Annotated in this window: 12 protein-coding genes; 3 read left to right on the top strand and 9 right to left on the bottom strand. The window is 58.1% G+C overall.

What is annotated here, in order from left to right; translation table 11 throughout:
- Positions 1–122: 122 nt before the first annotated feature.
- The 3 genes from TU75_RS21640 to TU75_RS21630 all read right to left on the bottom strand — a co-directional run bounded on the left by TU75_RS21640 (position 123) and on the right by TU75_RS21630 (position 3,604).
- Positions 123–740, bottom strand: a complete 618-nt coding sequence (locus tag TU75_RS21640; protein WP_231981878.1) for a plasmid partitioning protein RepB C-terminal domain-containing protein — start codon at positions 738–740, stop codon at positions 123–125.
- Positions 737–2,293, bottom strand: a complete 1,557-nt coding sequence (locus TU75_RS21635; protein WP_082630516.1) for a recombinase family protein — start codon at positions 2,291–2,293, stop codon at positions 737–739. The genes TU75_RS21640 and TU75_RS21635 overlap by 4 nt, the downstream gene beginning before the upstream one ends.
- Before the next feature lie 588 nt (positions 2,294–2,881).
- Positions 2,882–3,604: a response regulator transcription factor gene (locus tag TU75_RS21630; RefSeq protein WP_060550066.1), complete on the bottom strand. Its 723-nt coding sequence runs from the start codon at positions 3,602–3,604 to the stop codon at positions 2,882–2,884.
- Positions 3,605–3,976: 372 nt separating this feature from the next.
- Here TU75_RS21630 and TU75_RS21625 point away from each other — a divergent pair, with 372 nt between their 5' ends.
- A complete protein-coding gene (locus TU75_RS21625) occupies positions 3,977–5,602 on the top strand; it encodes a sensor histidine kinase (RefSeq protein ID WP_060550068.1) in 1,626 nt (541 codons plus the stop codon).
- A 178-nt stretch (positions 5,603–5,780) separates the two neighbouring features.
- Here the strand turns inward: TU75_RS21625 and TU75_RS21620 are convergent, their stop codons facing one another.
- The 4 genes from TU75_RS21620 to glyQ all read right to left on the bottom strand — a co-directional run bounded on the left by TU75_RS21620 (position 5,781) and on the right by glyQ (position 10,180).
- Positions 5,781–6,551 carry a lysophospholipid acyltransferase family protein gene (locus TU75_RS21620; protein ID WP_003233608.1) on the bottom strand — a complete coding sequence of 257 codons (771 nt, stop codon included), beginning with the start codon at positions 6,549–6,551 and terminating at the stop codon, positions 5,781–5,783.
- Between the two features lie 85 nt (positions 6,552–6,636).
- Entirely contained in the window at positions 6,637–7,176 is a 540-nt protein-coding gene (gene gmhB, locus TU75_RS21615) for a D-glycero-beta-D-manno-heptose 1,7-bisphosphate 7-phosphatase (protein ID WP_173664773.1), read from the bottom strand.
- Positions 7,176–9,230 (bottom strand): glycine--tRNA ligase subunit beta, encoded by a 2,055-nt coding sequence (gene glyS, locus TU75_RS21610; RefSeq protein WP_060550065.1) that lies wholly within the window; start codon positions 9,228–9,230, stop codon positions 7,176–7,178. Before glyS ends, gmhB begins: the two co-directional genes overlap by 1 nt.
- On the bottom strand, positions 9,227–10,180 hold the full coding sequence (glyQ, locus tag TU75_RS21605) for a glycine--tRNA ligase subunit alpha (RefSeq protein ID WP_003187265.1): 954 nt from the start codon (positions 10,178–10,180) through the stop codon (positions 9,227–9,229). Before glyQ ends, glyS begins: the two co-directional genes overlap by 4 nt.
- Positions 10,181–10,261: 81 nt before the next feature.
- Between glyQ and TU75_RS21600 the strand changes: the two genes are divergently transcribed.
- The gene (locus TU75_RS21600; protein WP_060550064.1) at positions 10,262–10,819 is read left to right on the top strand and encodes a DNA-3-methyladenine glycosylase I; all 558 of its coding nucleotides are present in this window, start codon (positions 10,262–10,264) and stop codon (positions 10,817–10,819) included.
- 40 nt (positions 10,820–10,859) lie between these two features.
- Positions 10,860–11,747 carry a lysophospholipid acyltransferase gene (locus TU75_RS21595; protein ID WP_003233616.1) on the top strand — a complete coding sequence of 296 codons (888 nt, stop codon included), beginning with the start codon at positions 10,860–10,862 and terminating at the stop codon, positions 11,745–11,747.
- 132 nt (positions 11,748–11,879) lie between these two features.
- On the opposite strand, the gene TU75_RS21590 is transcribed toward TU75_RS21595, so the two are convergent.
- Together TU75_RS21590 and trkA are read right to left on the bottom strand one after the other, a co-directional pair.
- A complete protein-coding gene (locus tag TU75_RS21590) occupies positions 11,880–12,191 on the bottom strand; it encodes a hypothetical protein (protein WP_060550063.1) in 312 nt (103 codons plus the stop codon).
- Between the two features lie 18 nt (positions 12,192–12,209).
- Positions 12,210–13,583, bottom strand: coding sequence for a Trk system potassium transporter TrkA (gene trkA / locus TU75_RS21585; RefSeq protein ID WP_003233620.1), 1,374 nt, complete (start codon positions 13,581–13,583; stop codon positions 12,210–12,212).
- Position 13,584 lies beyond the last annotated feature (1 nt).

Genomic DNA, 13,584 nt, shown 5'->3' with positions numbered 1-13,584 from the left:
GCGATATCAGCCATTTTTTGATGCATCGCTATAACTGGATTAGGCCTCATCAATTCAACGATGGGTTGGCCCCAGCGCGGGCCGAGGAAAAACTTAACGTCGTGTCCGGGATTAGTTGACCACTACACCAGCAGATGCCGTAGTTTGGTGATTTTCTTTCCTCTGATCCCTCGTTCGTAAGCGTCGGTGAGTAAATCCTGAATATCACTTTCGCTGCTCCGGGCTATATCTGTCGCCATGCTCAATGGGATCAGCCCGGTTTCAACCGCCGATAAGAGTTTTTCTTCACCTCGCTCAATCAGACCAACAATCATGTTGACCCATGAGGATGTACTGCCAATTATGGTTGCGATTTCCGCATCTGTTTTGCCTCGGCCTTTCAGGCGTCCCACTTCATTCATCAGGTCGATCGGACGGTGCTGCCTTCGAGCGACGTTTTCCACCAAGCTCATGACAAGACAATCTTCTTCCGGCGCTTCTATCACGAACGCTGGGATCTCAGTGGCCTCCAGAGCAAGAAATGCTTCTAAACGACCTTGTCCGCATACAAGGTCATAGTAGAAAGGCCCCTGAGGTAAGACTTTGCGACTGAGAGTAATCGGGCGTTTGAGTCCTACTGTTTTGATGTTTTCGATAAGCTCGTGGTGGATTTTCTTGTTTCTCGTTCGCGGGTTAAGTATGTGAATTTCTGCGATAGGTATAAGTGCGATACGGTCGCGTGCGGTTGAGGGGACGGTCATCGACAAGCCTCCTTCAGAGAGCAACGGGCAGCAAGCCCATCAAGTACGTCCAGCGTTGCGAAGCAGTAGCTGTCTATTAACGGGCTGTTTTCTTCGGCCATTTTCTGTGGCCAGGCGCCCATGTCTATAAGTGGAACGAGGTAATAGTCCCGGACTTGAAGGTTTGCTCGCTCCATGCGCACAGCAATGGTGATATCTGGTGCCAGGCTAATGTCGAATCTCAGTTTCCATCGAAGAGTGCCTGCCGGAGTTGAGTGACAGCGGGCGATAATTACAGATGCCGTCCACTCACCGTTAACTGTTAATACGTCATTCTGAGCACTGATTTCTACACTCGCTCCAGCGTTTTCCAAGTGTTTTATTACGTCTTCAAAAACCTGTGGATGTAGTTGTCGTAGAGACCGATTGATATCCAAATATCGATAATCTCGGTCTGGTGCGTAACCGATGAGGGTATAGGCGCGTAAAAGTCCGCCAAAACGACTTATGTAAACAGTGCTGGAGGGCATGTTGTCCTGCTCGTCAATGAGCATCCCAGATAATGATCCTGCCTGTTGAAGTAAAGCGCGGAGCAGTTCTAGCATTTGTGTATCATCTAGGCGGTGTGAACGCTGCAGGATGATTTCGCGAGCGCAGGTAAAAACCTCTAGTGAAACAATTCCTTGAAATGCGCCATCACAGCGTATCCACTTGTCGGGCGGGTTGCGGCTGCTACGTTTGCGTAGCTTGGATGATGTTTTGTTGTACACGTTGTTGCCAATATATTTCTCATTGGTCAGCACCTCGTGGACGCTGCTACGGCTCCAAGGACGATCAAAGTCGGTGAGCACGCCGTCAGCATTAAGTGCGTTAGCAATTTCGCGTTCGTTCATCCCGTTGTGGATGAATCGGTGATAGATGTGTTGAACGATTTCTATCTCAGCTTCAGGCCCAGGAATCAGGATGACCCTGTCCGTCTGAATGCTTTTTTGCTGCCCCCGCGACAGTTCTGCCTTGAACTCATTTTTCTCATCAATCAGAGCGCGGCGCAGTCCATACCCTGCGGGCCCGCCCTGATGGAAACCCTTTTCCACAAGGTGGCATTGGCCAGCGAAAACTTTCTGAGAGAGTTCGCGACTGTACTCCCCTGCCATTGATCGCTTGATGCCTTTATAAATCGTTGCCATAGGAGAACCATCGTTCTCGAAGGGCTCGGCGCAATACACGACCTGAATGCCGGAGCTGGTACAGAGGTATTCATAATGCGCGCTCTCGTCAGTGTTCTGAAAACGCCCCCAGCGACTTACGTCATAAACCAGAATGACTTGAAACTGAATATTTCCCGCTTGGACGTCATCAAGCAGCCTACGCAGAGCATCGCGGCCCCCGATATCTAGGCCGCTTTTGCCTTCATCGCGATAGGTTTTTACGATGTCCATGCCATGGCTCAGGGCGTAAGCATGGATGGAAGCCGATTGGTTTTCGGTGGAATAGCGTTGGTGATCAGTCGACATGCGAACGTATTCCGCAGCCGCTATCAAGCCGTCGGAGCAGTCTTCTGGTCTTTTTCGCATTGACGGAGAGGACAAGGCAGGCCTCCTCTAGACCAGAAAATTCTGGCCCACTCTATTCAGCCTAGCGTTGCTTTATGACCTGATGGTGACAAGGCATTGAGCAGATGCCTGTCTGGTTACAAGGTTATGGGGTACCGGTTTGCTGACTCATCCGGCTCAATTGCGATGCTTTTAAAAGACTGGTTTGGACGACAAAGCCAGTTAGCAATTGGGCTCGAAAAATGCCTGTTCCATGCTGAATGGAATCGTTGTAACCTTAGGGGAATTGCCAATTTGTCAATCGGGCTCATGCATTGAAGCCTTCCTTTATGTAGAAGGCTTAGTAGAGATGTAGTGTGGTCGGTGCGCGGGTCTTATGGCTTGCGGGAAATGACAGTAATCTGCGCTCGTTTGACGAAAAATGACATTTTGTTTGACGCGTTCATGTCATTAATCTCGCCCAATTCGATCCTAAGTTGTTGATTTTTATCGCGTAGCGGATGACATCCATCTTGCCCGTCGACACAGGCGAACCCGCAATAAAAAGGCCAACGCTCAGCGTTGGCCTTTTTTATTACCTCCAATTTTCCAAATGCTCCACGTGGAACATTACCCCTCGGCTGCCACTCCCACACTCTCCAACCGATACCCGTACCCATAGATCGTCAACAGCTGCCAACCCCGATCCGCCGTCAGCCCCAGCTTGTTCCTGAGGCGATAGATGTGGGTATCCAAGGGCCGTGACGACACCATCTCTTCATGGGTCCAGAACCGCTCATACAGATACTCGCGAGACAACGGTCGTGCCAAGTTGGCAAACAGGCAGCTCGCCAGGCGGTATTCACGCTCGGTCAGGTTGATGGGTTTACCCGCGCGGGTCACGGTGAGTTCGGCATCGTCGAAGGTCAGGTCGTTAAAGCTTTGCACTTCAGGCGTCATGGGCTTTTGCAGACCATGGCGGCGCAGCACGGCGGTGACTCGTGCTTTAAGCTCGTTAGGGCGAAAGGGCTTACTCAGGTAGTCATCGGCTCCGCTGTTGAGCGCAGCGACGATATCGCTCTCGGCGTCGCGACTGGTGAGCATAATCACCGCTGGCGGTGATTCCAGATGTTCACGGGTCCAGCGCAGCAATGCGATACCGCTGATATCGGGCAATTGCCAGTCAAGTATCAACAGGTCGAAGTTTTCCCGGCGCAGTTGGCGCAGCAGTTCTTCCCCTCGCTCGAAGCAATGCACAGACCAGGGCTGGTCCGATGTGCCGGGGATCTGTCGCAGTGTCTGTTCGACTCGGCGCAATTCAGCGGGTTCGTCATCCAATATCGCGACACGCATGGTGTGGGTCCCTTCACGAGAAATATGGCAACTGACGGCCCATCCAAACAAGGGCACTTACTGCGCAGATGCCAGCCGCTGAATCTGAACAATTGTGGTCAGATTCAACGGCTCTTCGCTTCTGGCTATACGCTGAGCCGAGGAATATGTGCTTGAGCGCATGTAGGAAAGATACCGGCTACTGCTGGCAAGTAAAAGGCCACGCCGACACATTCCCGGTACGCTACGTTGAGCCTCTATCCAGTGACTTCAAAATAAGTTTCACTGAGCCCAAATCACGTCTATTGGTTGGCTTGCGACGAGCATGGCCTGGAAGGAGAAACCAAGGTCTATGACATCTTTAATCACGTGCCGGCCTGCGGTGGCTCCCTGATGAAGCTATGGGGCCAGCCGGAAAAGCGCCAACCCACCCACGCCCAGCATCTGTTCAATGGCCTTGTTCGCGAGTGGCTGTGGATAGGCTTGCTGTTGTTGCCTGTCACCGCCTATCTGTCCCTTAACCCATTCCTTGCCCTTGATAATCCTTTGTATGACGGCCTTCGCAAGCTCAACGCGCTATCCTCTGCCGACATGCAAATCCAGGCTGACGCACTGAGCGGCCTGCTGGGAGGGCAAGATACCGCGCAGGTGTCAGGTTGGTTGGCTGCGCTGCTGTCGACCACGCTCGTAGCCCTGCTGCTCGGCTTGCTGCTTTACCGACCGCGTTACGCGTCGTGGATGACATTGGGTTGCATGGCGGCCGCCGTGTTGGGCTCATTGACCCTGATGCGCCTGGGCCAGTGGTGGTCACCTGCCGCCTGCCTGATCGGTTTACTGCTCGGCTACCTGATCTGGAATTGGCGCCGCTTGAGTGCGGTCCTCGCTTATTTCGGCTGGGAGCTGGCGCGGCTGGATGACGAGCCCAAAGTCTTGCCGGAGCGCCGGCGTGCACCGGCGAGCAAGGGCGATGTGTTGCAGGGGCGGATCTTCGCGTTGGAGCAAGCCGTCAGCCGTACGCGCGACACTCGGCGTTTTATGGCCGATGGCCTGGAGTGTCTGCCGGTGGCGACGCTGATTACTGATCCTCGCGGCAATATCCTGCTGGCCAACCGGATTGCCCGCGAGGTATTCGGCAATGAGCTGGTCAGCCACAACGTGCTGGAGCAACTGGCCGACCTGGGTTACCCGCCTCTGCACAATGGCGTGCGCCCTGCCCTCTCGGCGCTCGAGCTTATTGAGTTTCGCGATATCCATCAGCGCAGTCTGCGCATGGAGATTGCGCCTTTGCTCCCGGCAGAAGGTGATGTTGCCCTGGGCTGGTTGCTGAGTCTGACTGACCTGAGCAAAGAACGCGATGCTCAGCAGCACCGGGAAACCATGCTGCGCTTCTTGTCCCATGATCTACGTGCGCCCCATTCGGCAATTCTTGCGCTGCTGGATATACACAGCGACGATTCCCCGGTGTTTGCCCAAATTGAACAACAGGTGCGACGTGCCTTGAACCTGACCGAGTCATTCGTGCAACTGGCCAAGGCCGAGGCTGATGGCTATCACTTCCAGCCGACCCTGTTCGCCATGCTGGTGATGGACGCCTTCGATCAAGTAGCGGTGATCGCTCATCTCAAAGGTATTCACCTGGTCCATGATCTGGATGAGGCTGACGAAGGCATGGTGTCAGCCGATCAATCGCTGCTGACCCGAGCGTTATTCAATGTGCTGGAGAACGCGATCAAATATTCTGCGTCTGGCACCACCGTAACGTTGCGCCACAGCAGCGCCCAGGGCTGGCTGGAATGCAATATCAACGATCAGGGTGCAGGTATCGCGGCCGAAGATCTGCCTGAGCTGTTCAGTCAGTACCGACGCTTCGATTCCGCTCAGGGCAGCGAGGGGCTGGGCTTGGGACTCACCATGGTCAGGGCGGTCGTGGAGCGACATGACGGGCATGTCAGGTGCGAAAGTACCCTTGGCAAGGGCACTACGTTCAGTCTGCGACTTCCCTTGTTGGATGACTGCTGAGACAGCTTTTGTCCTGTGCATAAAAAACCGGTCACCAGGACCGGTTTTTTAATGCCGAAAAAACTTATGCACGTTTTTCGAAATTTTATAGGCTAATGAAATATGCATATAAATCAGTCGTTTATAAGCATAAAAAGCCAATTAGCCAACAATCCGTGCACAGGTTATCCACAGAACCTCATATCACCGGCGTGTCCACCACGATGGGCTCCGGTGGCAACGAACCCATTGCCCTCTGTTGCGCTTGATTCCAGGCTTGCGCGCGGTCATTCAGCGCCGCGATGGCGCGTGGCCCCTCGCCTTCGGCATACATCGGTTCACCGATCACCACAGTGATGGTGCCTGGACGCTTGGCCCAGCCAGTCTTCGGCCAGAACTTCCCGGCGTTATGCGCAATCGGCAGCACCGGCAGGTTGGCGTTGACCGCCAAGGCGGTGCCACCCCGTGAAAATTTGCCCACGGTGCCGTAGGGCACGCGAGTGCCTTCGGGGAAGATCAGTACCCACACGCCATCCTTGAGCAGCTCGTCACCTTTTTTGGCCACATGCTTGAGCGCCGCCTTGGGGTTGTCGCGGTCGATGGCGATTGGACGCAGCATGGCCATCGCCCACCCAAAGAACGGTACGTAGAGCAACTCACGCTTGAGTACCTGGCTCAAGGGTGAGAAGTACGCCGACAGGAAGAACGTCTCCCAGGTGCTCTGATGGTTCGACAGAATCACGCACGGCTGGTCCGGCACATGCTCCGCGCCCTTGACCTCGAAACGGATGTTGAGGAACACCTTGGACAGCCACAACGCGCAGCGACACCAATAAACGTTGATGAAGCGATAGCGCGCCTTGAATGGCAGGAAAGGCGCGATAAAAAAGCTCAGGGTGCACCAGAGAAAGGAACTGGTGCCCAACAGCAGGTAAAAGAAAAAGGTTCTGATGGCCTGCAAAATCGACATGGCGGCATTTACCGTTGCGGGACATGGCCCGCCTGTTTAAAGCGCACTCCCGAACAGTCCTTGGCCAGGAAGTCGAGGGCTGCTGCTAGTTGTTGATAAGTTCTGCGGCAACCGCCGCCAGATCGTCAAAAATCAAGGTGCCCACCGGCAGGTTTTTCGCCTGGGTCTTTTCGCCTTTTCCGGTCTTGACCAAAACTGGCTGAGAGTCGACGGCCTTGGCCGCCTCCAGGTCACCGAGACTGTCCCCGACGAACCATATCCCAGCCAACGGTACCTTGTAATGTTCTGCAATGATTTTCAACATGCCAGGCTTGGGCTTACGGCAATCGCAGCCCTCATCCGGCCCGTGAGGGCAGTACGCCACCAGCCCCACGTCGCCGCCCTGCTCGGCCACCAGCGTGCGCAGGCGCGCGTGCATGGCGTCCAGGGTAGCGATGCTGTAATAGCCGCGGGCGATGCCGGACTGGTTGGTGGCAATTGCCACTGTCCAGCCGGCTTTGCTCAACTGCGCGATGGCCTCGATCGACCCGGGCAGTGGTATCCATTCCGCCACCGACTTGATGTAAGCGTCGGAGTCGTAATTGATCACCCCGTCCCGATCGAGAATCAGCAGTTTCAACATGATCAGCTCAGCGTCGAAATGTCAGCGATGTTGACGAACAGGCCGCGCAGACGCGCCAGCATGGCGTAGCGGTTTTTCCGCACGCCAGCATCTTCGGCATTAATCATCACCGCTTCGAAGAACGCATCCACCGGCTCACGCAGGGTGGCCAGGCGCGCCAGGGCTTCGGCGTAGTTGCGTTCGGCGATCAGCGGCTTCACTGCGTTTTCTGCCTTGGCGATAGCCGAGTTCAGCGAGAACTCCTTGGCATCGGCAAACAGGCCCGGGTCGACGTCGGCGGTGCCGAGGGTGTCGGCCTTGCCCAGCAGGTTGGACACACGCTTGTTCACGGCAGCCAGGGCATTGGCTTCCGGCAACTTGCGGAAGGCCTGCACGGCTTGCACACGCTGATCGAAGTCCAGCGCCGAACCAGGCTGCAGGGCACGTACGGACAGGTACACGGAGACGTCCACGCCTTCGTCTTCGTAACGCGCGCGCAGGCGGTCGAAGACGAACTCCAGCACTTGCTCAGCCAAGCCAGCCTGCTTGACCTTGGCACCGAACTGGCCGACCGCGAACACCACGGCTTGGGCGAGGTCGAGGTCCAGCTTCTTGTCGATCAGGATACGCAGCACGCCCAAGGCTGCACGGCGCAGGGCATACGGGTCTTTGCTGCCGGTGGGCAGCATGCCGATGCCGAAGATGCCGACGAGCGTGTCCAGCTTGTCGGCGATGGCCACGGCCGCACCGGTGAGGGTGGTCGGCAGCTCGGCGCCAGCGCCGCGTGGCATGTACTGCTCGTTCAGCGCCAGCGCCACATCGTTGGGTTCGCCGTCGTTAAGGGCGTAGTAGTAGCCCGCCACGCCTTGCATCTCGGGGAACTCGCCGACCATCTCGGTGGCCAGGTCGCACTTGGACAGCAGGCCGGCACGTGTCGCCCAGGCTGCATCGCCACCAATGCGCTGGGCAATGTAGGCCGCCAGCTTGGAGACGCGCACGGCTTTGTCGTAGACGCTGCCGAGTTTTTCCTGGAACACCACGTTCTGCAGGCGCAGGTTGAAATCTTCGAGCTTCTGCTTCTTGTCTTGCTTGAAGAAGAATTCGGCGTCGGTCAGGCGCGGGCGAACGACTTTCTCGTTGCCGGCGATGATCTGCTGCGGGTCGGTGCTTTCGATGTTAGCCACGGTGATAAAGCGCGGCAGCAACTTGCCGTCCGCATCCAGCAGGCAGAAATACTTCTGGTTGTCCTGCATGGTGGTGATCAGCGCTTCCTGTGGCACATCGAGGAAACGTTCCTCGAACGAGCACACCAGCGGCACCGGCCATTCCACCAGTGCGGTCACTTCGTCGAGCAGGCCTGGCGGCACGATGGCGGTGCCTTCCTGCAGACGGGCCAGCTCCTCGGTGCGCTTGCTGATCAGCTCGCGACGCTCATTGGCATCGGCCAGCACGTAAGCGGCGCGCAAGTCGGCAGCGTAGTTGGCCGGCGAAGTGATGCGTACAGCTTGCGGGTGGTGGAAACGGTGACCACGGGAATCGCGCCCGGCTTGCTGGGCGAGGATGGTGCAGTCGATCACTTGATCACCGAGCAACATCACCAGCCACTGGGTTGGGCGCACGAACTCTTCCTTGCGCGCACCCCAGCGCATGCGCTTGGGAATCGGCAGGTCATTCAAGGAGTCTTCAACGATGGTCGGCAACAGGCTGGCGGTCGGCTTGCCGGTGATCACCTGGCTGAACCGCAGTTTCGGGCCGCTCTGGTCGATCTCGCTGAGCTCGACGCCACACTTCTTGGCGAAGCCGAGGGCGGCTTGAGTCGGATTGCCTTCAGCATCGAAAGCGGCCTGACGCGGCGGGCCGTCGAGGTTGATGCTGCGGTCCGGCTGCTGGGTTTCCAGCGCGGTCAGCAACACGGCCAGACGGCGCGGCGCGGCGTAGACCTTCTTCGCTTCAAATTTCAGGCCGGCGCTTTGCAGGCCTTTTTCGATACCGGCCAGGAACGCGTCGGCCAGGGTATTGAGTGCCTTGGGTGGCAGCTCTTCGGTGCCCAGTTCAACCAGGAAATCTTGAGCACTCATTGTGCAGCCTCCAGCTTAGCCAACACTTCATCACGCAGGTCCGGGGTTGCCATCGGGAAGCCCAGCTTGGCGCGAGCCAGCAGGTAGGCTTGGGCGACGGAACGCGCCAGGGTGCGCACACGCAGGATGTATTGCTGGCGCGCGGTCACCGAGATGGCACGGCGTGCGTCCAGCAGGTTGAAGGTATGGGACGCCTTCAACACCATTTCATAGCTTGGCAACGGCAGCGGCTGGTCGAGTTCGATCAGGCGCTTGGCTTCGCTTTCATAGAAGTCGAACAGTTCGAACAGCTTGTCGACGTTGGCGTGTTCGAAGTTGTAAGTGGATTGCTCCACTTCGTTCTGGTGGAACACGTCGCCGTAGGTGACCTTGCCGAACGGGCCGTCAGCCCACACCAGGTCGTAGACCGAATCCACGCCTTGCAGGTACATGGCCAGGCGCTCAAGACCGTAGGTGATCTCGCCGGTCACCGGGTAGCACTCGATGCCGCCGGCTTGCTGGAAGTAAGTGAACTGCGTCACCTCCATGCCATTGAGCCAGACTTCCCAGCCCAGACCCCAGGCGCCCAGGGTTGGCGACTCCCAGTTGTCTTCGACAAAACGGATGTCGTGCACCAGCGGGTCCAGGCCCACATGCTTGAGTGAGCCCAGGTACAGTTCCTGGAAGTTGTCCGGGTTGGGCTTCAATACCACCTGGAACTGGTAGTAGTGCTGCAGACGGTTCGGGTTTTCGCCGTAGCGGCCGTCAGTCGGGCGGCGACTGGGCTGCACATAAGCGGCGTTCCAGGTTTCCGGGCCGATGGCCCGCAGGAAGGTAGCGGTGTGGAAAGTGCCGGCGCCTACTTCCATATCGTAGGGCTGAAGTACCACACAACCTTGCTCGGCCCAGTATTGCTGGAGGGCGAGGATCAAGTCTTGGAAGGTACGCACGGCTGGCGTAGGCTGGCTCACGAAATTCACCTGTTACTTGGGCTGCGATTTAAAGAGCGGGAGTATACCCGATTCGGCCGCGCCACCATCCCCTGGAGCCTTATGCCACGCTGCTTTTGGTGTTCTGAAGATCCGCTGTACATGGCTTATCACGATCAAGAGTGGGGAACGCCGCTGCGCGATGCGCAGGGCTTGTTCGAGTTGCTTTTGCTCGAAGGGTTCCAGGCCGGTCTTTCCTGGATCACCGTTTTGCGCAAGCGCGAGCATTACCGCAAGGTGTTGTTCGGCTTTGACGCGCCGCGTTTGGCGCAGCTCACCGATGTCGAAATCGACGCGCTGATGCTCGACCCGGGCATTGTGCGCAACCGTCTCAAGCTCAATGCCACCCGGCGCAATGCCGCGGCCTGGCTGGCGCTGGAAGACCCCGTGCAGTGGTTGTGGTCGTTCGTTGGCGGCGTGCCCAAGGTCAATCATTTCAAGGACCGCAGTGAGGTCCCGGCGATTACGCCCGAGGCCGAAGCCATGAGCAAAGCCTTGAAGAAAGCCGGTTTTACCTTTGTCGGGCCGACCATCTGCTACGCGTTCATGCAGGCCAGTGGCATGGTCATGGACCACACCGTGGACTGCGACCGTTACGCGGACCTGGCCAACGCCGGTTAGAATGCCGGTTTTGCGCACCACACACGATCAGGAGTGACCTGTGGAAAAGTTTAAAGGCGCCTTGCTGGTAGGCGCTCTGCGAGTATTTGCCCTGCTGCCCTGGCGCGCTGTCCAGGCTGTCGGCACGGCCATCGGCTGGATCATGTGGAAAACCCCGAACCGCTCCCGCGACACGGTGCGGATCAACCTCGCCAAGTGCTTCCCTGCCATGGACCCTGCCGAGCGTGAGCGCCTGGTGGGCCGCAGCCTCATGGACATCGGCAAGTCCCTCACCGAAAGCGCCTGCGCCTGGATCTGGCCGGCGCAGCGCTCCATCGACCTGGTGCGTGAAGTCGAGGGCCTGGAGGTGCTGCATCAGGCGCTGGCGTCGGGCAAAGGCGTGGTCGGCATCACCAGCCACCTGGGCAACTGGGAAGTGCTCAATCACTTCTATTGCAGCCAGTGCAAACCGATCATTTTCTACCGTCCGCCCAAGCTCAAGGCTGTGGATGAATTGCTGCGCAAACAGCGCGTGCAACTGGGCAACCGCGTGGCGGCGTCGACCAAGGAAGGCATTCTCAGCGTGATCAAGGAAGTGCGCAAAGGCGGCCAGGTCGGCATCCCCGCCGACCCGGAACCGGCCGAGTCCGCCGGGATTTTCGTGCCGTTCTTCGCCACCCAGGCGCTGACCAGCAAGTTCGTGCCGAACATGCTGGCCGGCCACAAAGCGGTAGGCGTATTCCTGCACGCCCTGCGCCTGCCGGATGGCTCGGGCTACAAAGTGATCCTGGAAGCGGCGCCCGAAGACATGTACAGCACCGACACCGCCACGTCCTGCGCGGCGATGAGCAAGGTGGTGGAGCGCTATGTCGGCGCCTACCCGAGCCAGTACATGTGGAGCATGAAGCGCTTCAAGAAACGTCCGCCGGGCGAAGCGCGCTGGTATTGATGCAGCCTTGATCTCCCGGCCAATGGAGATCAAATGTGGGAGCAGGCTTGCCTGCGATAGCATCACCTCGGTGCCACTGAAAAGACCGAGTCGCCCGTATCGCAGGCAAGCCAGCTCCCACAGAGGGCTGCATCAAGCCTGGCGGTCGAGTTTCTTCAGGAACACGGCCATCTCTTTTTCGGCCTGCTTGTCGCCATGGGCCAGGGCCGCCTCGATGCCCCTCTCCCACGCCAGCCGTGCTGCGGCGCTATCACCCAAGCCGGCATGGGCCTTGCCCAACAACTTCCACGCCGCCGAATACGTCGGATCGAACTCAACGCACTTGTGCAGATGCTCGGCCGCTCTGGGGTTGTCCTTCCTATCCAGATAACCCTTGCCCAAGCCAAAGCGCAGCAGTGAATTATCCACGCCCTTGGCCAGCATTTTTTCCAGGGATTCGAGCATCGCACCCACTCCGTTCGATCAGAAAAAGCTCAATCCCACGTGGAACAACTTCTCCACGTCACGGATATGTTTTTTATCCACAAGGAAAAGGATGACGTGGTCACCGGCGGCAATGACCGTGTCATCGTGGGCAATCAGCACTTCCTCGTCGCGAATGATCGCGCCAATGGTGGTGCCCGGGGGCAGGCCAATGTCGCGGATGGCCTTGCCGATCACCTTGCTCGACTTCGAATCACCGTGGGCAATCGCCTCGATGGCCTCCGCCGCCCCTCGGCGCAGAGAGTGCACGCTGACGATGTCGCCACGTCGCACATGGGCCAGCAAGGTGCCGATGGTCGCCAGTTGCGGGCTGATCGCAATGTCGATATCGCCGCCCTGAATCAGGTCGACATATGCAGGGTTATTGATGATGGTCATCACCTTCTTTGCCCCCAGTCGCTTGGCCAGCAGCGAGGACATGATGTTGGCCTCGTCATCGTTGGTCAGCGCCAGGAAAATATCGGCATCGGCTATGTTCTCTTCCATCAGCAGGTCGCGATCCGAGGCGCTGCCTTGCAGCACGACGGTGCTGTCGAGGGTGTCGGACAGATGCCGGCAGCGTGTAGGGCTCATCTCGATGATCTTGACCTGATAGCGGCTTTCGATGGCCTCGGCCAGGCGCTCGCCAATCTGCCCGCCACCGGCAATCACGATGCGCTTGTAGGTCTCATCCAGCCGCCGCATTTCGCTCATCACGGCACGAATATTCGCCTTGGCCGCGATGAAAAACACCTCGTCATCGGCCTCGATCACCGTGTCGCCCTGGGGCAGAATCGGTCGGTCACGACGGAAAATCGCGGCCACGCGGGTTTCCACATTGGGCATGTGCTCGCGCAACTGGCGCAGTTGCTGGCCCACCAGCGGCCCACCGTAGTAGGCCTTCACGGCTACCAGCTGCGCCTTGCCTCCGGCGAAGTCGATCACCTGCAGGGCGCCCGGAATTTCGATCAGGCGCTTGATGTAGTGGGTGACCACCTGTTCCGGGCTGATCAGCACGTCCACCGGAATCGCGTCATTGTCGAACAGGCCGGCGCGGGTCAGGTAGGCCGCTTCGCGCACGCGGGCGATCTTGGTTGGTGTATGGAACAGGGTGTGGGCGACCTGGCAGGCGACCATGTTGGTTTCGTCGCTGTTGGTCACGGCGACCAGCATGTCGGCATCGTCGGCGCCGGCCTGGCGCAGCACCGTCGGAAACGACGCACGCCCCTGCACCGTGCGAATGTCCAGGCGGTCGCCGAGGTTGCGCAGGCGCTCGGCATCGGTGTCGACCACGGTGATGTCGTTGGCTTCGCTGGCCAGATGTTCGGCCAGGCTGCCACCCACCTGCCCTGCCCCGAGGATGATGATTTTCATC

The organism is Pseudomonas poae (assembly GCF_001439785.1).
Lineage (GTDB): Bacteria > Pseudomonadota > Gammaproteobacteria > Pseudomonadales > Pseudomonadaceae > Aquipseudomonas > Aquipseudomonas poae.
Note: the sequence above shows the minus strand (reverse complement) of the source record. Positions and strands in the feature narration are given on the sequence as shown.